The sequence below is a fragment of the Shewanella sp. cp20 genome (assembly GCF_000832025.1).
Classification (GTDB): Bacteria; Pseudomonadota; Gammaproteobacteria; order Enterobacterales; family Shewanellaceae; genus Shewanella.
On the sequence record NZ_JPII01000027.1, the window covers coordinates 39,949 to 64,055 of the forward strand.

Consider the following 24,107-nt stretch of genomic DNA (forward strand, 5'->3'; position numbering starts at 1 on the left):
TATGAGTAGCAACTTACATCAGGCGGGGGTCACGCTACTCAAGCAGCTGGGGCGTCATGCGGATCTCATCATGGATGTCTATCTGTCTGGCTCTGTGACCGAAGAGGGCGAACGCGCCGGTGCCATCGACAAGCTGCGCAAGGCCGACATCTTGTGGCAACCCGACGGCGAGCAGGGACTGAGGCTGAAACGCTCGGTGCGCGCCCTGCTCGAAGAGGTGCTGAGTGATGAGCGCAATCGTCAAATAGATGCCAACGTCGGCTCTTCGCTTGCCACCATCAAGACCCTGGCGGATCACTATAAGGAGGCTCGTCAGGCGGCCGATTACGGCGCCAGCGAGGCCTATCTGGCCGATCTCAGCGAGCAGGTCTACAGCTTTACCGAGGGGCTGAAGTACTCGATTCGTGTGCTCTGGAGCCGGATTAACAACGAATTCGGCTATGTTGGCACCATCAACGCCAAGATCCGTGAAAACGAACTGGCTCAGAGCCAGGTAACCGAACTGCTCAACGGCCTGGAGATGTTCCAGTTTAGCGAGCTGGGGGAGATTGCGGGGGATATCCGCGAGCTGCGTAAGCTGCTGGTGACTCGCTTGCAGGAGACCCTGAGTGATTGTACCCAGGAGCTGAGTGTGGTGCAGGGACGCCTGCTGGAGTTGCTTGGCCGTTTCCGTCAGATCCAGGGGCGTACTCGCCTGCTCAAGGGCTGGCTACTCTACACGGACATGCACCCAGACTATGAGGTGGCGGATCATGTGAGTCACAAGCAGCTGCCCACCCTGTTTAATCGCGCCGAGGCGATTCTGGCACCGGCGGCGGTGGATGTGACCAACACGGGTCAGGAAGCCGAGCTGTTGGCCATGGTGTCGCAGATCAAGAGCATCAGCCGCACGGGCCGTGATCTTTCGGTGCGTGACCATGATGTGCCTTTCGCGCTGGTGGAGGCGGAAGACTTCGATATTCCCGATAACCCGCTTAAGCTGGCGGTGGATGAGTATTTCTGCGCCGTGATCGACTCAGGACTCAGACAATCGGCGCTGGACTATCATAGGGCCAACGAGCTGAGCTGGGATACCGAGAGCTGGCTGTATCAGGTGATCTGTGGCTATGAAGGCCTACCCGAGGAGCACAGGCGCTATTTCGAGCTGGAGCCGATCGGCGAGCGTCATCCTGTCTATAGTGGCAACTTCATTATTCGTGACGTGGAGTTATGGCTGGCCTAAGTATTGGCCGTGCGCTATTGCTATCAGATACAGCCCTGGCTTATCTGGGGCCCATCTGTCGTTAAAAATCACTTAAAATCGTTAAATCAGTAGCTTATCTAAATACTGGTTTAGCGGTTTTCCCTTGTCTGTTCTCTTAGTTATCTACTGTAATTTCACCCATGACTAGTGGATCTCACTAGACTCTGGTTGTGAGCGCCGAGTGTCACTAATATCATCTAGTTTTCTGGTTTTTTATGTTGCCAGCAATGGTCCTGTTGGCGTGTTTCACTGGCTTGAGAGAGGCTTTTGTGAATGCCTTGTTGCTTTGTTGTGCTAACAGGTAAAACTTGTTATTTGGTCTTAAACCTGTAGCATCTGTATTCGTAGTTATAAATCAATATCTTGCATTGGTTCTGGCTTTGTTTTTGCCGTTTGTAGGCTGTTAACCTGCCCAGATTGTGATTGAAATTATCACTAGCATGATCCACTATCACTGACCAGTAACGGCAGAGCCAAGGCTCTCATCACTATCTCCACGCTAGATGGAGAAGATAAAGCGCACGATAGATGCGCAGTAAAACAAGGCAAGCATATGACTAAATCACTTTCAACGCGCATCTTTATCGGCCTCTTTTCTGGCCTGATTCTGGGTAGCATCATTCAATATTTCCTGGCCGATGTCGGGTTTTTCTCCGGCACCCTGGTCGAGGTTGCCTCCGGCCTAGGTACCATGTTCGTCAACATGATCATGATGATGGTAGTGCCCCTGGTCTTCGTCAGCATCGTCTGTGGCGTGCTGGAGCTGGACGACCTCAAGAGCTTTGGTCGTCTCGGTGGCAAGACCTTCGGTTTCTATATCATCAATACACTGGTGGCCATCTTCGCCGCCCTGACGGTCGCCCTGCTACTGAAGCCGGGACTCGGGGTCGACATGACTGGCGGTACGGGCGCCGAGATCACCGCCACCGAGCTGCCTAACCTGATGCAGTTGATCGTCAACATAGTGCCGAGCAATCCTATCGCCGCCTTCACCTCTGGTAACATGCTACAGGTGATCTTCATGGCGCTGCTGGTGGGTGGTGTCATCAAGGCGATGGACGGCGCCGTGCCGCTACTGCAGCAGGGCTTCATGGAAGGTAACAAGCTGATGATGAAGCTTATCAGCGTGGTGATGCAGCTGGCCCCGATTGGTGTGTTTGCCCTAATGTTTAAGCTGGGCGCTACCCTGGAGGCGAGCCTCTTCCTCAGCGTGATCGAATATCTGGTGGTGATCCTCAGCCTCCTGTTGCTGTGGATCTTCGTGGTCTATCCTTGGGCGGTAAGCCTGTTTACGCCGGTATCGGCCAAGAGCTTTCGTGCCAAGACCCAGGAGCAGATCCTCTTCTCCCTGTCGACCGCCAGTTCGAATGCCACCATTCCAGTGACCATGCGTACGCTTACCGAGAAGCTCGGCGTCAAGCGCGCCGTGGCCGGTTTCGGCGTGCCGCTGGGCGCGACCATGAACATGGGTGGCGTTTCTATCTATATCACCATCGCCATCTTCTTCGTGGCTAACTCCTTCGGCGCCCCTATCGCCATGGAGCAGCTGCCAGCACTGCTATTTAGCATCTTCCTGCTCTCGGTCGGCGCGGGTGGTGTACCCGGTGGCGGCATGGTGATGATTGGCGTGTTGATCCACCAGATGGGACTGCCCGTCGAGGCCTTCGTGATCGTCGCGGCCCTGGATCGACTGATCGACATGGTGCTCACCTCTTGTAACGTCGTGGGTGACGCCGCCGTGCTCACCATAGTGGATGCCACAGAGAACGCCCATGAAGAGGAGCAGGCTGTCGCTGTGCCTCGTACCAGTGAGGTTAGTTAAGGTTAACCTTACGGTTTCGTTTTATCGATAATTGGCTCGCCTCTGGCGGGCCTTTTTATTATTTGATTGTGAGGAAAGGGGTGCCAGCAAGCGTCATTCATCAGCGATGTTTATTAGCGCTTGATTAATTAAGTGTTTGTTAAAGATGTTGATTTTTTGTTTTATTTGGGTATTTTAGAGCGGTTGATATAGCACTTTATTACTAGAAAATGAGAAACGGCAATTAACCGTCGCTTGTAATAGACAGACGAAAGGGAATTCGATGAAACAATTCATGACCTTATTACTCATCATAGTGGTGAGTACCCTCTCTGGCTGTGCCCAAAGGCTGCAGTCCATTTCAAAAGATGTTGATAAAACCTTAGCTGAAAACAGTGGTTACCTGCTGATCGGTGTTGATACCAATTGGGGATTACACAGTATTCTTATCGGCGGTGATAACAAGCTGATGTTGACCGAGCGCGATCTTAAGTTTGGTAGTAATTACATATTGGTGGATGTGCCGGCCGGCCATTATCGAATCGAAGATGTCAAATTTGGGCGCTATGTCTATATGGAGCTTGAGGAGGGTTATTGGGATTTTGAAGTCCGGCCAAATCAGGTGAGCTATGTGGGGGACTTGAACATAGAAATTCAGGGATTGTGGGAGATCACGTCGGCAGAGATTATCCTCGAAAATCGTTCAACCAAGGCACTGCGCTTTCTCGAATCCTCTTTTCCTAACATTTTGCAGTCGCGTCAGGTGCGTTATTCAGGCCCTGGAAAAGATAACTTTCTCGAATTTGCAGAAGGCTTAAGCGAGTCGAAGGAGGCTGCACTATGAAGTATTTGATCGCCTTAGCACTGTTAATCATTAGCCTCTCGACTCATGCGCTGCCTATCCCGGCTTCGACGCTTTATCGCTCTCCCATGATGTCCCACGTGACATTTACGCCAAATGGCAAGCATATCTCTGCGCTTATCGTGGAGGAGGGCAAATCCTATATTTCACTTATCGATACTCGCGACAAGGAGTATCAACATATCGGCTCATTCGATAGCGATGAGCGATTGAGTGAATATAGTTGGATCAATGATGAGACGCTCTATATCCATTATGTAAAGCGTGGTGAATCTCGGCATGTGTTACTCAAGCTGTCAGAGAAGGAGGGAAAATTTACCTCTGAGTTGGTGCCGCTGCCAAACGATAGCTACCTGGTGGATCCGCTTGTTGATGAGCCAGGTTATGTGCTTTTCGCCAAGAATCGCTATGACGGACGACTCAGCTACCAACTCTATAAACTGACCCTGGCACAGCTGCTGGATAAAGATTTCGACAAGGGCAGTCTTGTCGAACAAAAGTTGAAAGATGTGGCTTTTTTTGGTTGGGACAATATACGCAAAGCCTTGTTTGCCGTGACCGTTGATATTGAGGCGATGAAGGGAGAGGTACTTTATCGAGAGTTGACAGATCGACGCTGGAAGCACCTGTTTGAGATCACAGATAAGAAGGTGCAATTTAGTCCCATTGGCTTTATTGGCGATGATAAGCTGGCGGTCTTGAGCAACGAAAATACAGATAAGATTGCGCTCTATGAGTTTGAAATTGCGAGCCAAAAGCTTGGTAAGCTTATCTATGAACACCCTAAGTATGATCTTGTCAGCGGACAGGTGAATAATGCCGGCAATGGCATAAGCTCGGTGACCTATGTTGAGAATGGCCAGCATGTTATCCAATTTCTCGATAGTGGCACCACAGAAGGCGACTCACTGATTAAGCATCATTTCAAGGGTAAAGAAGGGGTTGTTAGTGCCTACGCGCCTGATAACAAACACCAAGTATTATTTGTCTATGCCTCAAATGATCCTGGTAGCTACTATCTCTATGACCAAGAGGCTGACAAAGTTGAGTTGTTGACTGAGCTGAATCCCGAACTGATGGCCTTTGACTTGTCTGACACTCAGGTCTTTAGCGTAGAGAGTGTGCCCGGTGTTAACGTCGAAGGCTATCTCACCTTGCCAAATTCGCAGAGTCTTAATGGTGTCTTGCTTGTTATGCCCCATGGTGGACCTATCGGTATACGTGACTATAACTATTTCAACAACGATACACAGTATTTTGCCAGCCGTGGTTTTGCCGTATTAAGGGTGAACTTTCGCGGCTCTCAGGGATATGGCAAGTCTTTCTTAAATAGTGGTAAGGGCGAGTTTGGCAAGGCGATTGAGCAGGATATCACGGCTGCGGTTAATCATGTCAGGAAACAATATCCCTTCGAGAAGATGTGCGCCATGGGAGCGAGTTATGGTGGCTATTCTGCATTGATGTTAGCCATTAGCCACCCCAAGGATTATCAATGTGCCGTAGGTGCCTATGGTGTCTATGATCTTCCGCTCCTATTCAACGGTAGCAATTACAAGGTCCTTGAGGAATATCGCAAGACAGTGAGTGAAATTGTCGGTGAACTGAGTGACGACTTGTTGAAGTATTCCCCCGTCTATCTGGCCGATAAGATAGAAGCGCCAGTGCTGCTAATTGCCGGTAAAGAGGATCGTATCGCCGACTTTGAACACTCGCAACGTATGCAATATGTGCTCGAGAAACAAGGTAAGCGGGTTGAGCACCTTTATTATGACAAGACGGCGCACGGCCAGAATACTTGGTATTGGCAGCAACATGAAAATGCTTATGTGGCCGATTATTTTAAACGAACCTTGGCGCTGTCTGAATACCATGAGATGGCGGGCGTTAAACCTGAACTTGCACACCAGCTGGGCTATGACCTGGCTATCATTGCCGATGGCTATAACTTTGATAATAAAGTTGAAAATAGTCCTTCTCAGGCACTTGCCTATTATCATCAAGCCGCGTTAGCCGGCGATGGTCGCTCTGCTTATAACTATGGGATTAAGCTGGTGCAAAAGGGCAAGCAGTTGCTTAAAGAGACTCAAGGGAAGCAGACCACAGAGCTGATGGGGGTCGATGACAGTCAGGAAGGCACACGTCTGGTGGCGGATGGGATAAGCTGGGTAGAGATAGGTTCCTCCTTAGGTTATGCGTCGGCCAGTAATTGGCTCGGCTTGTTATACGATGAGGGCGAAGAGGTGACTCAGGATCTGGCCAAGGCGGTGGAGTTTTATAGCGCTGCGGTGGAACAGGGTTATGATGCGCGATCTCAACTGAGGATGGGGAAAATATACTGCCTTGCCAAGGATGAGTTGAGAGATGTGAAGCGCTGCACCGAACTGCTTGCGCTCTCTAAGTTGGCGGACTTGCCGAAGAAAGATCAGAAAAATGCCGTGACTGACGATTCGCGTAAGTTGCTGCATTGGATAATAAGCCAGCTTTATACTTACGGACATTTTGATGCCAAAGAGATTCAGCTCATCCAGGATTTGGTTAAACAGGAGTATGGCGTCTCGGATGTGCAAGTGATGTTAGAGGGTGTTGAAGCCGGTGCAATCGAATACAGCCGTTATTACAAAAAGTATAGGATTTACGAGAAGCGTAAGCGTTTTGATGCCTCACCCAGCCTGGTGTTAGGAATGGTCTTCGAAGTTGAGCCGCAAAAAGGCGTGGATCAACAGAGCAAGGTCGCCTTTATCGCCAAGTGGACTAAAGAGGACGATAAGGGACGCAAAGAGATAGTGCAGACGAACTTCTTGTGGGGAAGCCAGGAGGACACATGGAGTACGCGTATCTCGTTTGGCGACGATGAGCTGTTCAAGGGTAAATTGACAGTGGAATTATCTGATCTCAATAATAACTTGCTTGCGACTAAGACATTGGAGCTCCTTTAACTTATTCGCTTGAGAGTAAAAAGGGACGCTACGCGTCCCTTTTTTTATTGCTTTAGCTTCTAATCTCTCGATAGGCCACTTGCTCCAGTGCCCCTTGGTCCATTGCCACTTGGTCAGTGTCCCTTGGTCCATTGCCACTTGGTCAGTGTCCCTTGGTCAGGCGCCGACTGAGGGCGCTCTGGCTTATTCCCAGCATCTGCGCCGCCGCCGTCTGATTGTTGGCCGTGCGGCTCATGGCTTCGTCGATCAGGGCCTGGTTCATCTCGGCCAGCGTGGGTAGGGACTTGGGAAAGATGATGTGATCCCCTGGCGTAGCCGTGAGTGACTTATGCTCCTTTACCGCCTCCATAAAGGGTGAGATGTTGAGGGTGACGCCGTCGCTGCGACTGACGGCATCGAACACCATGCCCTTGAGCTCATTGAGGTTCCCAGGAAAGTCATAGTCCAGTAGCTTGGGCGCCAGATCCCTGGGTTGCTGCGGCGCACTAAGGGACATCTCCTCGGCGGCCTCGGCAATGAAGTGGTTGATCAACATGGCGATATCCAGTGGGCGCTCCGCCAGCCTAGGCAGCTTTATCTTGTGGGCGCGCAGGCGGTAGAGGAGATCGCTACGAAACTCGCCCGCCTTGTTCAGCGCAAGTAGATCATCCTGGGTGGAGACCACAAACTTACACTTGATGGGGAAACGACTGTCGCTGCCCTGGGGTGAGTAGCTTCTGCTCTCGATAAGCTCCAGCAGGATGATCTGGGCGCTCAGGGGCAGGGCGCCTATCTCGCTCAGGTAGAGGACGCCACTGCCTGCCTGATGGAGCAAGCCGGTCACCGCATCGAGCTCACCATTAGGCTTATGGCTCAGGCGGCCACAGAGCTTGAGCTCGAAGGTGTCGCTGTTGATGCCCGCCAGGTTGAGGCTGACAAAGGGCTGCTCTGGACTGAACAGCTGGTGACAGGAGTGGGCGAATTCGCTCTTGCCCGTGCCGCTCTCACCGTAGATCAGCAGCGGCTCAGGGCTGAAGGCGACGGCCTCGAGATAGCGAAACTGATCCAGCAGCGCAGGCTCGCAGGTAAGAATATTATTAAAGGCCTTGGGATTATCTAAGGTGCGGCTGAGAAAGCGCTCCTTGATATGCAGATAGTTGCGCTCTAGCCCTACCACCTCAAGTGCGCGGCGTACCGTATGGGCCAGGTCGCTGACATTGTCTGTCTTGATGAAGTAGTCGTAGGCGCCATGCTTGATGCAGCGTACCGCAGTATCCACCTCGTTGACGCCAGTGACTATGATCACCCGGGTATTGGGGTGTTCGGCGCGGATCATTCCAAGCAGCTCCTCGCCCGAATGAAATGGCATGGTGAGATCGAGTAGCACCAGGGCATAGTCGCCTACCTCTAGGCGGTTGAGCACCTGGCGGCTGTCGACACAGGTATCTATCTCTGCCTCGGGGACCAGACGGTTGAGGGTTACCGCCAGGGTGCGTAGCCAGGAGGCCTCGTCGTCGACCAATAGGATATTGCGTGCAAGTTTCATCTGTCGTTGCTACTCCTGAACCAAGGCAAAACTAAGTTGGATACGGGTACCCTTACCGGGTGTCGAGTGGATCTGCATCTGCCCTTGATGCTCCTTGATGATACGGCTGCAGACCGACAGGCCCAGGCCGCTGCCGCCCTCGGTGCGCCGGGTGGTGAAGAAGGGCTCAGTGATGCGCTTAAGGGTATTGCTGTCCATGCCGCAGCCATTGTCGTTGACATTGATGATGGCGCGCCCCTGGCTTATCTGGGTACTGATCTGAATGCTGCCCTCATGGGGCGGACAGGCATGGCAGGCGTTTTGGATAAGGTTGATTAACACCTGATGCAGCTGCTGGGCATCCCCCATAATTTTCGGGCTGGGCAGGTGCAGCAGCTTAGTGATCTGGCGTGTCTTGGTCTGGTTGGCGGTGAGACGCAGTGCCACCTCGACCACCTCGTTGAGGCACACCGGGGTATGTTCCTGGGTGAGATTAGGCAGGGCGTAGCGCTTGAGATCCTTGACGATACGGCTGATGCGCTTGGCGGCCTCTTCTATGGTGTCGCAGCTCACGCCCATCTCATCTATGGCCTGGCTGGGAGGCAGGCCGGCTACCTGCCAGAAGGGATTGTGCTGCTGATAGTAGTTGGCCGCGGGCCTTAAGTCTTTCATCGCCGCCGAGAATAGTGAGATGGCGTGCAGGATGAGCCCGGTTGGGTTGTTGATCTCGTGGGCGATGCCGGCAGAAAGCTCCCCAAGGGATGCCAGGCGACTGGCCTCTTCGTTGGCCTGACGCAGTTGATGCTGCTCCGTGCTCTCCTCGAGCAGGATCACCACCTGATCGTTGGCGATGGGGTGGATCTGCAGCTGCCAATATTGCTCCTGATACATCATATCGGCGATCAGTGATTTTTGCTGGGTGAGCACCTGTAGCACGGCGGGCCTGAGGTCGAACGCCTGGTTATCTATGTAGTGAAAGGCTTCCGAGATCAGCAGGTGCACATTGTTGTCGTTACTCCACAGCCGCTGTAGCTCGCGGTTGACTATGGTGACCCCGTGGGGAATTCCGTCCAGCACAGACTGGAATTGTTTGGAGATGTTGGAGATCTCCGCCTCGACCCGGCGGCGTTGAATAAGCTCGGCGTCCAGCGCCTTCTTGCGCCTGCGCAGGCTGGCACTGATAAAGCCTGTATAGATCATGCCGCTCGCCGAGACGATGGCGACCAAGATCGCCAGAGAAAACATACGCTTTTCTGTCGAGGTCAGGTCGACTTTCTCGCGGCCGGTACCAAACCACTTGTTGACCAGTCGGTCATATTCACCCGACAGCTTGAGCTGGCGCAGGGCGTCGTTGATCTCATGCATCAGCTGCGACTTCTTGCCGTTACAGACAAAGTTGAAGGCGCCGTAGATGAGGGCATCGCTGGAGCTGCGCACCGAAGGGTAGAGTGGCAGCAGGCGGCGGGCCACGAAGCTCTCGGCGATCACCACATCAACCTCGCCCTCGATCAGCTGCTTGAAGCCGGTTTCATACAGGTCGACATCGACGCGGTTAAATTTCTGCGGATAGCCTGAGAGATAGACATCGACGAAGGCACCTTTCTTGATGGCAACCCGTTTACCCACCAGATCTGTCCAGCTGTTGATCAGCGCCTTACCTTGCAGGGTATAGGCCTTGGCATGGGTGGCGTAGATGGGATCCGACTGGGCGAGCTTGCGATCCAGATTCACCGGGCTGACGACGGCGATGACATCTATGTCGCTGCCGGGATTGTGCACATCTTTTACCAGCTGCTGAAAGCTCTTGCGACGGATGATGATCCGCCTGTCGATCAGCTGGCCGATCCTGTGCATCAGCTCGATGTTGAAGCCTTGATCAACACCGTTGTTGCGCCACTCCAGCGGCGCGGTCTTAGAGTGGACGCCAAAGACGATACTCTCCTGTGTCAGTGCAGGAAAGCTGATAAATAGTAGGCAGATAAGTAAGCGTTTCATGCGGAAATGTTACATTTTTCCGATGCAATAAACTGTGCTGTATTACGCGAATTAGCGATTTCTTATCTAGTTGACATTTAGCGTGATCCCGATCTCCATGGGTTATGCATTTTTGCATATACCTCTTTGTGATTATGCATACTTGCATAGGGGATCTCGGGGCATGTGATTGAGGTGTCATTTCTGAGGGTTATTTAGGGTATCCGTTTGCCGCTTTGTCATCCCTGGTTAATCATTTATATCGAGCGATAGTGAAGGCCCTGGGTACTCATCAACACCTGTTAAGGCTTTCTTCTAAAGTTAAGTGTGAATCACTTTAATCTAAATATAATGTAAGTGCTTCTAAATTCAGCGGGTTAAGCCTGTAAGTTTAGAAGGGGGAGCAAAGATGAAAAAGATGAAACTTGCGGTTTGTCTAGCCACATTAATGGGCACAGCCGGATTCATGGGCAACGCCATGGCAGCCGATAACCTGGCTGACTTCCACGCCCAAAATCAAGAATGTGATAGCTGCCACCAACCCGATGGTGAGTTGTCAAACGACAGCCTGACCTATGAGAACGAGCAGTGTGTTTCTTGTCACGGTACCTTAGCTGAAGTGGCTGAAACCACTAAGCATGAACACTACAACGCCCACGATTCTCACTTCCCTGGCGATGTATCCTGTACCTCATGTCACAGCGCCCACGAAAAGTCTATGGTCTACTGTGATTCTTGCCATAGCTTCGATTTCAACATGCCATATGCCAAGAAGTGGGAGCGTCACGAGCCTACTATTGCCGAACTGGCGAAAGACAAGGCAGAACGTCAAGCGGCTCTTGCTAGCGCACCTCGCGATACCGTCGACGTAGTGGTTGTGGGTTCAGGCGGCGCAGGTTTCTCTGCCGCAGTATCGGCCCACGATAACGGTGCTAAAGTCATTCTGATCGAGAAAGAGCCGGTTATCGGTGGTAACGCTAAGCTAGCTGCCGGTGGTATGAACGCCGCTTGGACCGATCAGCAAAAAGCCAAGAAGATCGAAGATAGCCCAGAGCTGATGTACAAAGACACCATGAAAGGTGGCCGTAACATCAACGATCCTAAATTGGTTGAGATCCTCTCTTCTCACTCTAAAGGCTCTGTTGACTGGATGACCGCTATGGGAGCCGACCTGAACGACGTGGGTCGTATGGGTGGTGCATCGGTTAACCGTTCACACCGTCCAACTGGTGGTGCTGGTGTTGGTGCTCACGTTGTGCAAGTGCTTTACGATAACGCGGTTAAGCGCAACATCGACATTCGCATGAACACTCGCGGCATCGAGATCCTAAAAGACGACAGCGGCAAGGTGAAAGGTATCCTGGTTAAGGGTATGTACAAGGGTTACTACTGGGTGAAAGCCGATGCAGTGATTCTGGCTACCGGTGGTTTCGCTAAGAACAACGAGCGTGTATCTAAGCTAGATCCTAAGCTGAAAGGTTTCGTTTCTACCAACCAACCTGGTGCGGTAGGTGACGGTATCGATGTCGCGGCTAACGCTGGCGCAGCGATGAAAGATCTTGAATACATCCAGGCTCACCCAACCCTATCTGTTAAAGGTGGTGTGATGGTGACCGAGGCGGTTCGTGGTAACGGCGCTATCCTGGTTAACCGTGAAGGTAAGCGTTTCGTCAACGAGATCACCACTCGTGACAAGGCTGCCGCGGCTATCCTGCAGCAAACTGGTAAGTCTGCCTACCTGATCTTCGATGACTCAGTTCGTAAGTCTCTGAAGAAGATCGACAAGTATATCGGCCTGGGTGTAGCGCCTAGCGCAGATAGCCTGGAGAAACTAGGCAAGATGGAAGGTATCGACGGTAAAGCACTTACCGAAACCGTTGCACGCTACAACAGCTTCGTGACAGCCGGTAAAGATGCTGATTTCGAGCGTCCTAACCTGCCACGTGCACTAAACGAAGGTAACTATTATGCCATCGAAGTAACACCTGGTGTTCACCACACCATGGGTGGCGTGATGATCGATACCAAGGCTGAGGTAATGGATGCTAAGAAGCAGGTCATTCCAGGTCTATATGGTGCCGGTGAAGTGACTGGTGGCGTTCACGGTGCAAACCGTCTGGGTGGTAACGCTATCTCTGACATCATCACCTTCGGTCGCCTAGCGGGTGAAGAAGCAGCGAAATACTCTAAGAAGAACTAAATCTTCTTAACTAACCTAACTCATAGGTTACTAACATAGTTTAGCAACATCCCAAAGGTGGCTAGGAAGCCACCGCTAAAAAAGCCACGGTCTCCGCCGTGGCTTTTTTGTATAAGGTTATCAAACGCCGGTCCGGAAGGGATGCTCGACTACTTGATACGGTTTCATCTGCCCAGCATGGATGTTGGCGAGGCAATTGAAGGTCGCCCCGACATGATTATCTATCCCCTGCGGTGGGCTCAGCGAAATCATCCCTGATGTCGAAGGCTAAAAACGTGTTTACACTTGCAGCCAAATGTTTCTATTTAATAAGGAGTCGTAGTGGCCTCGCCCTTTCTCTAGGGAAGGTGCGAACAAGTCGTCGCACAGCTCTGGCTTTGATAGCAGCGACAGTTCAAGGCATTCAACTGAGGGCATGCCGAGGCCTGCTGAAGTTGAATAGCGCCGAAATGGTGTTGCTATCCAAGCCCCGCAGGGCGAGGCTTACTGCGGTATTTGCTGCGTTACAGTTCTTGCGAAGGACTAGGGCCATTTGCAAGAACTGTGCCTTGCATCTATCCACTTTAAGCACACGCAGAGCAAGCACGGGACTTATTCGCACCTTTCCTAAAATAAGTTCGGCTTTCCTTTTTTCTGTGTGACCAACTCTGATTTTGAAAAATCATGCCGTTATTTCTATATAATTCAAATTCTTATAGTTCATTGCAGCGAGAGGAGTTGGCTAAAATGATCTATATCCGGCATCCTCGCTAATAGGCGTTTGCGGCTATGAAATGAATTCTGGATGATTGCACTAAATCACGTAAAAATTTGATCAAGCGGGGAGCATTGGAGAGTCTTGTGCCTATGTGGTTTATGGGGTCACATGAATCATAGTGTTAGAATGAAAACTGTAGTAAAAGTGAGAATAGCTTTAGTCTTCCTTGTCTCTATAGTGGTTTGTACTGGTGTCGTTTTCGGTTTCAAAGAATTTGGCGCTTCGCCAACCACTGTTGGTGGGACGGTTTTTGCTACGAAGGTTATTAACTCTGTTTATAAGTCACAAGCAAAAGAGCGTTATGCCCCTTTCTATCAGTATCAGGTTTATTTCAAGAACAAGTCAGGTTCTGTGCGAAAGGCTGGTAGTCTGCAGCAAGTCTCTGAAGGTGATATGGTGTGCATTGAAGCGATAGAGAAGGAGGGCTCTATTGTTGGTTATCGAGTTATTGGTAAGCAAGGCTGCATGTAACAAGCACTGTGTATGAAATCGAAAGTTTGGTAGGCTCATCTTCTCTTTAGTTTGTTTGGAAAAATTGTGATTGCGGGAGAGTCTTGCATACTCAAGCGTTAGTTTTGCCTGTGAATTAGCTGTGCCGACACGGGTGCTGTTCATCGATAAGGAAAGGAAGCCTAAGGTTATGGAAAGTGTTGTTGAAGTGCTAGAGCGTGAAGGGTTTTACGTTCGTCAAAAGAATAGCAAAGTTTTAGTAAAGCTAGATGGTCTCGCTAACCCTGTCACTGTCACCAAGGATATTGCGAAGGACGAGTATAAGCCTGGCAGCAACGATTGGGGCATGTCGTTATCCGCTTTTTTGGTTTTGGTGCTCGGGCTTTATGGATATCAACACCAGAGTGGCAGCTTGATTAATGCCGTTTTTATTGCCGGAGCCCTGTGGCTGTTTGTCGTCGTGCTGCTTACCGAGCTTAAAATGACAAAATTGCGTACTGTTGTGGGTAGGCTCAATCGAGAAAGCCGCAGTTAACCAGTGACTATCGCAATACCACAGTAGCCACAGTTCTAGACAAAAATTAGTGTCAGGGGGTAAACATGGATGTCAGTAAGAAGCAGTTAAATGCTGCGGCGCGAGAAAATATTATTTCAGCTCAGCAAGCTGAAGCTCTGTATCAGTTCTTAGCCGCTCAACCTAGTGCCAACCCCAAATTTACCTTTACCCATGTGCTCTATTACTTGGGTGGGCTTATCGCCATCGGCGCAATGACACTTTTCATGAACTTAGGTTGGGAGTCCTTCGGCGGCGCAGGCATTTTTTTTATCTCGATGTTCTATGCGGTTGTTGGTTTAACCTTGACCAACAGGTTTTCGGCAAGAGGCCTCATCATCCCAGCTGGCATATGTGCCACCTTTGTCGTCTGTCTAACCCCTCTAGCGATTTATGGCTTGCAACAATGGTTAGGTGTATGGCCAGATGAGAGTGCCTACAGGGATTACCACAGAGTTATAAAATGGCACTGGTTATACATGGAATTTGGGACATTAGCCGTCGGCGTCATCACCGCCTGGCGATATAAGTATCCCTTTTTGATCATGCCTATCGCGGTCACCCTCTGGTATATGACGATGGATCTGACGGTGGTGATCTCGGGTGATGATATAACATGGGAGCTTAGAGCCTTAGTCTCAATGTATTTAGGCCTGTTAATGATAGGGCTCGCCTTTTGGGTCGATATTAGGTCTCACCATAAGGCTGACTATGGCTTTTGGATCTACATTTTTGGGGTTATCGCCTTTTGGTGTGGCTTAACTTTCCAGCACTCTGACAGTGAACTATCAAAGTTCATCTATTTCTGCATTAATCTGTTGATGATTGGGGTTGGCGCGCTATTAGTTCGAAGAGTGTTCGTGGTATTTGGCGCCCTTGGCAGTTGCGGCTATCTGAGTTACTTGGCTTACGACGTCTTTAAGGATAACTGGCTGTTCCCGATTGCATTATCTTTAATTGGTCTCGGGGTGGTTTATCTCGGTGTGCTTTGGCAGAAGCATGAAAAAGCCATTACCGAAAAATCTAGATCATTACTGCCGGCGCCACTTAGGGAACTGCTGGAGTCAAAGTCGTGAATTGGCTTTTAACATGCGTGCTATGAGGCAATAAAAAAGTCGCCAACTGGCGACTTTTTTACTTTTTAAAGAAGCAGACTAGCTTACAGGCTTGGCTCTTCGCTGTAATCCTGACCATGGTATTCCAGGCAGGCATCGACTTCGTTGGCCGAGCCTAAGATCACCGCGACGCGCTGGTGGATCTCGCTTGGCTGAATGTCCATGATGGTTTCATAGCCGGTAGAGGCCTTGCCGCCCGCCTGCTCAACCAGGAAGGACATAGGATTCGCCTCATACATCAGGCGCAGCTTGTATGGCTTCTCGGGGTTCTTGTTGTCGGTTGGGTAGGTAAACAGGCCGCCGCGTGACAGTACGCGGTGCACGTCGCCAACCATGGCGGCTATCCAGCGCATGTTGAATGACTTCTCGCGTGGACCGATTTTGCCAAGCAGCAGGTCGGCGATATAGGTCTGCATCGGTGCTTCCCAGAAACGCTGGTTTGACATGTTGATGGCAAATTCGCTTGTGTCCTTGCTGATGGACATGGCTTCATTGGTCAACAGGTACTCGTTAGTCTCAGGGTTAAGGGTAAATAACTGTACTCCTTGGCCAGTCGTCAGTGCCAGCATGGTCGATGGGCCGTATAGCACATAACCTGCGGCGACCTGTTGGCGCCCCGGTTGTAGGAAGCTCTGCTCGCTCAGCTCACCCTGAGGAGCCGGCAGTACTGAGAAGATGGTACCCACCAGTGAATTGATGTCGATGTTTGACGAACCATCTAACGGGTCGAAACAAACTAGGAAATCGCCACTCTGACCTACCTCGACGATATGATCTTCCTCTTCAGATGCCAGACCACGTACCGTGCTGTCGGCGGTTAAGGCTTCTTTGAGCATGTCGTTGGTGATCACATCGAGCTTCTTCTGGGTTTCGCCTTGAACGTTTTCCTGTTCGGTGGCGCCCAGCACGCCTGCAAGGGCGCCGTGACGCACCGCGTGGCTGATGGCTTTGGAGGTATCGGCCAGCGTGGTTAACAGCTGGGCTAGCGGAGCTTGAATTCCTTGTGAACTAAGGTGTTGTGCCAGAGTTTGCATGTTATTTCCTATGACAAATGGGAGCTAGGCTCGCACTGGAGGTCAGATCTTGTTTATCTTGTTATGCGGGCGATTCTACCCCAGATGAATCATTTTTTCAGCGGCAATTTAGGTCGGCTGGATCGCGGTTTTCGTTTTGGGTCACTTTAGGGCACAATGGCAGCCTGCAATTTGACCTAACTGTTTTCTATCCGGACATAATGATGACTAAAAAATGGATAAGTTCAGCCTTAATGGCGGTGCCTATGTTTTTATCTCATGCGGTAAGTGCGTCACAACCCCAACTTGTACAGCCACTTGGCGGCAACGAGCCCCTTACTATCGAAAGGCTCTATGCCTCTCCAGCGTTGGCGGGGAGTAGCCCTAGGGGATTAAAGCTGTCGCCTGACGGTAAGCGGGTGACCTATCTGGTGGGGCGTGCTGAAGATCAACACTTCTATGATCTCTGGCAGATGGAGGTGGCAACGGGTAAACAGAGCCTGCTGCTCGATGCCGATAAGTTAAAAAGTGCCGAACTGTCCGACGAGGAGAAGGCGCGGCGTGAGCGTCAGCGCATCTATGGTCAGGGGATCATGGAATATTTCTGGTCTGATGATAGCCAGGCCTTGCTCATTCCAGCCTCGGGGGCGCTCTATTACTACTCTTTGAGTGGCAACAAGGTGACGCCGCTACCGGTAGGTGAGGGCTTTACCACGGATGCCAAGCTGTCGCCTAAGGGGCATTATGTCTCTTTCGTTAGAGATCAAAACCTCTATGTATTCGATCTGAAAACCCAGAAGCTCACCGCCATGACCACAGACGGGGGCGGCGCCATCAAGAACGGCATGGCCGAGTTTGTCGCCCAGGAAGAGATGGACAGAATGACGGGCTACTGGTGGGCGCCGGATGAGTCGGCCATCGCCTTTACCCGTATCGACGAGTCGGGTGTAGAGCTGGTGACCCGCAACGAGATCTATGCCGACGGTATCAAGCTGACCGAGCAGCGTTACCCTTACGCGGGTAAGAACAACGTGGTCATCGACTTGGGCGTGGTGACGCTGGCCGATAAAAAGGTGCGCTGGGTCGACTTGGGGGAAGATAAGGATATCTACCTGCCGAGAGTGAAATGGTTGCCAGACAGCCTGCAGCTCTCTTTCCAGTGGCAGAGCCGGGATCAGAAAACCTTAGATCTGCGTATTGTCGATCTACGTAGCCAGGATGCCCCCATGACCATGATCCGTGAGGAGAGTGACGCCTGGGTGAACCTGAATAACGACCTGTATTTCCTCAAAAAATCACCGCAGATGCTGTGGGCATCGGAGCGCGATGGCTTTAACCACCTCTATCTATTCGATCAACAGGGACGACTGCTTAAGCGGTTGACTAAGGGCGACTGGGCGGTAGATGAGCTGGTGCATGTGGATGAGCAGGAAGGCTGGGTCTACTTTACCGGCCGCAAGGCGAGTGTGGTCGAGCAGCATCTGTTTCGCGTGCCACTCAAGGGTGGCAAGATAGAGCAGCTGAGCAAGCGTAGCGGCATGCACGCGCCGGTATTTGCCGACAATCAGGCAATCTATCTGGATTACTTCAACAGTCTGGCGCAGCCGCCGCAGATCAGTTTGCACGACGAGCAGGGCAAGCGTCTGGCCTGGGTGGAGCAGAACAAGGTGGATAAGGCGCACCCTCTCTATCCTTACTTTGGTCAGTGGCAATTGCCCGAGTTTGGCCAGATAAAGGCTGAAGACGGTCAGGCGCTGCAATACCGTCTGTTTAAGCCGACGCAATTTGATGCCACCAAGCGATACCCCGTGGTGGTGCGCGTCTACGGCGGGCCCCATGCCCAGCTGGTGGTGAATAGCTGGAGCGAGCACGATTACTTTACCCAGTATCTGCTGCAACAGGGCTTTATCGTGTTCCAGCTGGATAACCGTGGCTCTGCCCATCGTGGTACCAAGTTCGAACAGGTGATCTATAAACATCTGGGCGAGGCCGAGGTGAACGATCAGAAAGCGGGTGTCGACTACCTGCGTAGTCTGAGCTATGTCGATGGCAATAACATCGCCATCTATGGCCATAGCTATGGCGGCTACATGGCCCTGATGAGCCTGTTTAAGGCGCCGGATCATTTTAAGGCGGCGATTTCAGGGGCGCCTGTGACCGACTGGTCTCTGTATGATACTCACTACACTGAGCGTTATCTATCGCATCCAGAGACCAATGCTGAAGGCTACGCGGCCAGCAGTGTGTTGCCGTACGTTAAGGGTTATCAGTCTGGTCTGCTGATGTATCACGGCATGGCCGACGACAACGTGCTGTTTGAAAACAGTACTCGGGTCTACAAGGCACTGCAGGATGAGGGCAAGCTGTTTCAGATGATCGATTATCCCGGCTCTAAGCACTCTATGCGCGGCGAGAAGGTGCGTACTCATCTGTATCGTTCTCTGGCCGATTTTCTCGAGAAGCAGCTAAAGCACTAAGCTAGAGACATTTAGTCTTTAGGTGAATTAAAAGCCCTACCGCTTATCAAAAGTGGTAGGGCTTTTTTTGTGGTATAACAAAGGGGAAAGTAGTCGAAACTATTTAGCGTTAATCTGAATAGGATGTGAATGAATCTAACTCTAACTTTTCCCTGAATGACCTTCGCTGATACTCTATGGTTTCATCAAACCAAAGCGACTTTTCAATATCGGTATAAATACCTGTGTAAATAAAGTTTTTGCCCTTGGAATCATCACCATTGGGAACAAGTACAATCCATGTACAAAAAAGCCAGTCGTTAGACTGGCTTTTCAAATTAAATCACATTTGCGCTAGCTGGATGTGATTTATGCTTCTTCTAAGTTACCGCAGAAACGATAGCCTTCGCCGTGGATGGTGGCGATGATCTCTGGGGTGTCAGGTAGGCTCTCGAAGTGCTTACGGATACGACGAATGGTCACATCCACAGTACGGTCGTGTGGCTTAAGCTCACGGCCAGTCATCTTCATCAGCAGATCGGCACGGGTCAGGATCTTGCCTGGGTTCTCAACGAAGTGCAGCATGGCGCGGAACTCGCTGCGAGGCAGCTTGTAAGACTCGCCCTGTGGGCTAACCAGTGAACGGCTGTTGATCTCTAGGCTCCAACCGTTGAAGCGGTAGAATTCTACTGCACTCTTTTCTTCGGTTTCGCCACCGGTGCTGTTAACACGAGTCAGCAGGTTACGTGCACGGATAGTCAGTTCACGTGGGTTGAATGGCTTGGTGATATAGTCATCGGCACCAATTTCCAGGCCCAAGATCTTGTCAACTTCGTTGTCACGGCCGGTAAGGAAGATAAGGCCGATGTTGTTGATTTCACGAAGTTCACGCGCAAGCAGTAGACCATTCTTACCGGGTAGGTTGATATCCATTACCACTAGATTGATCTTGTTTTCCTGCATGGCTTTATGCATCTCTGCGCCATCATTGGCTTCAGTTACCACATATCCTTCAGCCTCGAAAATACTTCTTAGCGTGTTCCGGGTAACGGCTTCATCTTCAACGATCAGAATGTGCGGGTTTTGCATGTTTATTTACCTAATATTTGTTTAAAACTGTTCTAACCATGAGCGCTAGTTGGTGCTGCTGCGCCCTATCTGTCTTCGCGACAATTACTGAACTCACTTAGTGCTTTCATCAAAAAACTATTGATACAGCAACACACTTCATGATTAGTAAAGTATACGTATCTCTTTCAAAAGACACGCGAACTGCTATTCACTTCGATTAACAATAGTTGGGAATAGTTCCGTTAACTATTTAATATTTTCAAGTTTAAATGCTAAATCAGCCTAAGCTCACATTTTATACAGGAAATTGACTAACTTTTGATGACCTTGTCGCCGACAAGATGTAACAAAAAGTATTTCATCGTGAGATGAGTGGAAGTGAATCAACGAACTTATTGTACTCGTTTTAGTCATTTGTTAACAAATGAAATGTTAACAAAATTCCTTTGAGATTTGATGTAAGTCACATTGTTTTCCTTAGGTGTTTGATTTTAATGATATTAATAAAAATTCATAAAGTGACCTGCCTCACACCTCTAGGAAGGTGAGCGAATTTTGCTATAATCGACTGAATCTAATTTAGGAATATTTTAGTGATGAGCACAGCGAACGAACACTTTTGGCAATGCTATCAGCAAACGCAATTCTTACTCACTCAACCTTTCTCTCCCTCGTTATCATTTGCAATCATTACCGCTCATAATCCTAAAGGCCAACACCTTTCTCCCTCGCAAAACCGCCTCCTCGATAAACAGCTTCAACGTCATATTCAACGCCTGCAATACCCCTATCGTGCCCTGATCGGCGCCTCCAGCGATCGGGGGCATATGGAAAAGAGCTGGGCGGTCTCTATCGATAAGGCTGCCGCGGTGGATCTGGGAAAGGTGTTTAATCAAAACGCCATCTACTTTGTCGATAAGGATGAACTGCAACTGGTGCCTTGTCTGGCCGCGTATGATGAGGTCACCTTAGGTAAGTTTTCCGCAAGGGTCTGCCTGGTTAGCGAACTGCCGGACATTAGTCGTTAGGGCCTGCTGACCTTTTGAGCACAAATTTTGTTCTAATTGAGCACTTTCAAATCACGGCACGAGGCTTGTAGTATAGTTATTCTGTATAAATGCCGAGCAACAAAGAGTTGAACGTGCTCAAGACGAACTCTGCGGGCAGTGTCTGTATCATTTTTCTACTGCGTTATCGCTCATTGATGTAGCACACTACATTACAATCGCTCTGCCTTGTATAAAATCGATACAGAATGCTGCAAAAATGAACGCGAAAGGTCAACAGACCCTAGGGCCGTCTATGTTGAATGGCTTTCATCATGACTGGCTAAAATATCGTTGACTTTTTATTCGGTTGTTTGATAGTTTTCTTGCATCCTGATCGATAAGGTTAGTGATACAGAAGAGGAGCGTTAACTAGGTAGTAAGCCCGAGGAGTCCAAACTCCGTTGACGGTTTATGAGGGAGATTAACGCCGAGGTAAAGAGATGTTTGGTTTCATCTGTTTATCGGTCGACTGGGCTGAATCCCACCGATTGTCACCTGTTTTTTGGTGGAGAGCTTCTGGTGGCAATCGCTGTTTCCCGTCTTGGGGTGCGTCATCTTTGCACCAGGCTCTTCGAACGAAGTGAGTTCGGAGCGTATTCAATGTTATCTATTTCTTTCGTGTCATCGTCGGCTATTTGGGTTGAGGTGCGCTAATGTCTATTGTTGTTGCTAAGTTTGGTGGAACCTCTGTCGCCGATTATGAGGCGATGAACCGCTGTGCCGATATCGTATTGGCCAATCCCGATACCCGCGTTGTAGTCGTGAGCGCCTCGAGTGGTGTGACGAATCTCCTGGTGGAACTGACTCAGGAGCGTGTGGATTTTGAGCGTCGTCAGCAGTTACTCAAGGCGATTGCCTCTATTCAATATAAGATCCTCGACGAGCTGGGCCAGCCCCACGATGTGGCCGCGCGTCTCGATGCCATCTTAAGTAAGATTGCCAGCCTGAGTGAGTCGCTTTGCCAGCATCGCAGCAAGGCGACCATAGATGAATTATTGGCTCAGGGTGAGCAGTGCTCGTCTGTGCTCTTTGCTGCCGTGTTAAGAGAGAAGGGCGAGCGGGCGAGTGCCTTCGATGTACGTCAGGTGATGCGCACCGACAGTCATTTCGGCCGCGCCGAGCCGCAGATCGAGGCGGTAAAGCAGCTATGTACCGAGCACCTGCTACCACTGCTGGGAGAGCAGCGTATCGTGACTCAAGGCTTTATTGGCGCCGATGAGCAGGGGGCGACCACCACATTGGGCCGTGGTGGCAGTGACTATTCAGCCGCGCTGCTGGCCGAGGCGCTGGATGCTTCGGCGGTGGAGATCTGGACGGATGTGCCAGGCATCTTTACTACCGATCCAAGGCTGGCGCCCAATGCTCGCCCTATCCCAGAGATCAGTTTTAACGAGGCGGCCGAGATGGCAACCTTCGGCGCCAAGGTGCTGCATCCTGCCACCATATTACCAGCGGTTAGACACAAGATTCAGGTATTTGTCGGTTCCAGTAAGGCGCCTGAGCTTGGCGGCACCTGGATTCGTCATCAGGTGAACGACGAGCCTATTTATCGCGCCGTAGCGGTGCGACGCGACCAGACGCTACTCAATCTGCATAGCCTGCAGATGCTGCATGCCCAGGGCTTCCTGGCCGAAACCTTTGCCACCCTAGCAAGGCATAAGATCAGCGTGGATTTGATCACTACCTCAGAGGTAAACGTCTCGCTGACCTTAGATAAGACGGGATCAGATTCGGCAGGAAACAGCCTGCTGAGCGAGGCCTTGCTGCAGGAGTTGTCACAGCACTGCCGGGTGCGGGTAGAAGAGGGCTTGGCGCTGGTGGCGATCGTCGGCAATAAGATTGCCACTACGGCCGGTGTGTGTCGCCGGGTCTTCGAAGTACTCGAACCCCATAATGTGCGCATGATCTGTCAGGGGGCAAGCCCGCACAACCTGTGTGTCCTGGTGGCCGAGTCTGAGGCGGCTCAGGTGGTGAGTGCGCTGCATCAGAATCTTTTCGAAGGCCAATGATGAAACCAACTCGTTCTACGTTAAAGGTTGGCGAGCTCGCCACGGGTCAAGATCTCGAACTCAACCTGTTTGAGTTTGCCCCAGAGGTCGTGACAGGCCCGAGTGTCTATATTCAGGCGAATGTGCACGGCGCCGAGGTGCAGGGCAATGCGGTGATCTATCAGCTGATGCAGGCACTCGAAACCTGTGAGCTGCGCGGCAAGGTGACCCTGGTGCCACTGGCTAATCCTCTGGGGATCAATCAAAAGAGTGGCGAGTTTACCCTGGGCCGGTTCGATCCTATCACCGGGGTGAACTGGAACCGTGAATATCTGGATCATAAACTGGACATTGCTAGCTGGTATCAGGGGCACAAACATCTTACTGATGCCGAGTTAATTGCCCATTTCAGGGCCTTGCTGGTTGAGCAATGCTACAGCCGTCTGCATGAGCCCTGGGGGATCACCACGGGACATCGTCTGGCGGTGAGTCTGCAGCAGATGGGCCATGGGGCGGATATCGTACTCGATCTGCACACTGGCCCCAAGTCATGCAAGCACCTCTATTGTCCCGAGTATGACAAAGCGGCCGCCAGCTATTTCTCCATTCCCTACACCTTGCTTATCCCTAACGAGTTTGGCGGGGCCATGGATGAATCTATCTTCTGTCCCTGGTGGCAGCTAAGCGAATATCTGGCCACTCAGGGGCGTGAGATTGAGGTGCCTGTGTCGGCCTTTACCCTGGAGCTGGGTAGTCAGGAGAATGTCGACCTAGAAGATGCCTTGGTGGATGTCGAAGGGATACTGGCCTATCTCAGCCTGCGCGGCGTGATAGGTGAGCGTATTTCGCCCTCGGACATGCCAAGGTATGCCTGCTACCTGAAAGACTATAAGAAGTATCATGCGCCACTGGGCGGTCTGGTGGAGTACAAAGCCAAGGTAGGGCTGCCGCTGCCCGCCGGTGAACCCCTGGCCAATATCCTGCGTGTCGACAGATATGGTCGAGAGGATGCGATAGTGCCTTTGAGTCTGCCTGTGGACTGCGTGCCGGTACTGCATTTTGCCTCGGCGTCTGTCTACCAAGGCACGGAGCTCTACAAGGTGATGACTAAGGTATTTGCGCTTTAGTTATAGGC

16 protein-coding genes and 1 riboswitch are annotated in these 24,107 nt (G+C 51.0%); of the genes, 12 read left to right on the forward strand and 4 right to left on the reverse strand.

Annotated elements, in window-relative coordinates; translation table 11 throughout:
- Window position 1: 1 nt before the first annotated feature.
- The 4 genes from DB48_RS09770 to DB48_RS09785 all read left to right on the forward strand — a co-directional run bounded on the left by DB48_RS09770 (window position 2) and on the right by DB48_RS09785 (window position 6,842).
- Complete coding sequence (locus tag DB48_RS09770) at window positions 2–1,222, forward strand: hypothetical protein (protein WP_041510108.1); 1,221 nt, start codon at window positions 2–4, stop codon at window positions 1,220–1,222.
- 574 nt (window positions 1,223–1,796) lie between these two features.
- Complete coding sequence (locus DB48_RS09775; RefSeq protein ID WP_041510109.1) at window positions 1,797–3,065, forward strand: dicarboxylate/amino acid:cation symporter; 1,269 nt, start codon at window positions 1,797–1,799, stop codon at window positions 3,063–3,065.
- A gap of 262 nt (window positions 3,066–3,327) precedes the next feature.
- Window positions 3,328–3,888: a hypothetical protein gene (locus tag DB48_RS09780; RefSeq protein ID WP_041510110.1), complete on the forward strand. Its 561-nt coding sequence runs from the start codon at window positions 3,328–3,330 to the stop codon at window positions 3,886–3,888.
- A complete protein-coding gene (locus DB48_RS09785) occupies window positions 3,885–6,842 on the forward strand; it encodes a prolyl oligopeptidase family serine peptidase (RefSeq protein WP_041510111.1) in 2,958 nt (985 codons plus the stop codon). Before DB48_RS09780 ends, DB48_RS09785 begins: the two co-directional genes overlap by 4 nt.
- Window positions 6,843–6,984: 142 nt before the next feature.
- On the opposite strand, the gene DB48_RS09790 is transcribed toward DB48_RS09785, so the two are convergent.
- Together DB48_RS09790 and DB48_RS09795 are read right to left on the reverse strand one after the other, a co-directional pair.
- A complete protein-coding gene (locus DB48_RS09790; protein WP_041510112.1) occupies window positions 6,985–8,367 on the reverse strand; it encodes a sigma-54-dependent transcriptional regulator in 1,383 nt (460 codons plus the stop codon).
- Between the two features lie 9 nt (window positions 8,368–8,376).
- Window positions 8,377–10,341: an ATP-binding protein gene (locus tag DB48_RS09795; protein ID WP_041510113.1), complete on the reverse strand. Its 1,965-nt coding sequence runs from the start codon at window positions 10,339–10,341 to the stop codon at window positions 8,377–8,379.
- A gap of 388 nt (window positions 10,342–10,729) precedes the next feature.
- Between DB48_RS09795 and DB48_RS09800 the strand changes: the two genes are divergently transcribed.
- From DB48_RS09800 to DB48_RS09815, 4 genes are all read left to right on the forward strand, one after another.
- Window positions 10,730–12,520, forward strand: coding sequence for a flavocytochrome c (locus tag DB48_RS09800; RefSeq protein WP_041510114.1), 1,791 nt, complete (start codon window positions 10,730–10,732; stop codon window positions 12,518–12,520).
- Between the two features lie 883 nt (window positions 12,521–13,403).
- Window positions 13,404–13,748 (forward strand): hypothetical protein, encoded by a 345-nt coding sequence (locus DB48_RS09805; protein WP_152619132.1) that lies wholly within the window; start codon window positions 13,404–13,406, stop codon window positions 13,746–13,748.
- 169 nt (window positions 13,749–13,917) lie between these two features.
- The gene (locus tag DB48_RS09810) at window positions 13,918–14,262 is read left to right on the forward strand and encodes a hypothetical protein (protein WP_041510116.1); all 345 of its coding nucleotides are present in this window, start codon (window positions 13,918–13,920) and stop codon (window positions 14,260–14,262) included.
- Window positions 14,263–14,327: 65 nt separating this feature from the next.
- On the forward strand, window positions 14,328–15,356 hold the full coding sequence (locus DB48_RS09815; protein ID WP_041510117.1) for a hypothetical protein: 1,029 nt from the start codon (window positions 14,328–14,330) through the stop codon (window positions 15,354–15,356).
- Between the two features lie 83 nt (window positions 15,357–15,439).
- Here the strand turns inward: DB48_RS09815 and DB48_RS09820 are convergent, their stop codons facing one another.
- On the reverse strand, window positions 15,440–16,429 hold the full coding sequence (locus DB48_RS09820; RefSeq protein ID WP_041510118.1) for a class 1 fructose-bisphosphatase: 990 nt from the start codon (window positions 16,427–16,429) through the stop codon (window positions 15,440–15,442).
- Window positions 16,430–16,632: 203 nt separating this feature from the next.
- Between DB48_RS09820 and DB48_RS09825 the strand changes: the two genes are divergently transcribed.
- Window positions 16,633–18,885, forward strand: coding sequence for a S9 family peptidase (locus tag DB48_RS09825; RefSeq protein ID WP_041510190.1), 2,253 nt, complete (start codon window positions 16,633–16,635; stop codon window positions 18,883–18,885).
- Window positions 18,886–19,233: 348 nt separating this feature from the next.
- On the opposite strand, the gene arcA is transcribed toward DB48_RS09825, so the two are convergent.
- Complete coding sequence (gene arcA, locus DB48_RS09830) at window positions 19,234–19,953, reverse strand: two-component system response regulator ArcA (protein WP_011864583.1); 720 nt, start codon at window positions 19,951–19,953, stop codon at window positions 19,234–19,236.
- 578 nt (window positions 19,954–20,531) lie between these two features.
- Here arcA and DB48_RS09835 point away from each other — a divergent pair.
- The 3 genes from DB48_RS09835 (at window position 20,532) to DB48_RS09845 (ending at window position 24,099) form a co-directional block, all read left to right on the forward strand.
- Window positions 20,532–20,963 (forward strand): DUF3293 domain-containing protein, encoded by a 432-nt coding sequence (locus DB48_RS09835; RefSeq protein WP_041510119.1) that lies wholly within the window; start codon window positions 20,532–20,534, stop codon window positions 20,961–20,963.
- A gap of 368 nt (window positions 20,964–21,331) precedes the next feature.
- Window positions 21,332–21,508, forward strand: a riboswitch (Lysine riboswitch).
- Window positions 21,509–21,637: 129 nt separating this feature from the next.
- The gene (lysC, locus tag DB48_RS09840) at window positions 21,638–22,993 is read left to right on the forward strand and encodes a lysine-sensitive aspartokinase 3 (protein WP_041510120.1); all 1,356 of its coding nucleotides are present in this window, start codon (window positions 21,638–21,640) and stop codon (window positions 22,991–22,993) included.
- On the forward strand, window positions 22,993–24,099 hold the full coding sequence (locus DB48_RS09845; RefSeq protein ID WP_041510121.1) for a succinylglutamate desuccinylase/aspartoacylase family protein: 1,107 nt from the start codon (window positions 22,993–22,995) through the stop codon (window positions 24,097–24,099). Before lysC ends, DB48_RS09845 begins: the two co-directional genes overlap by 1 nt.
- Window positions 24,100–24,107: the final 8 nt, after the last annotated feature.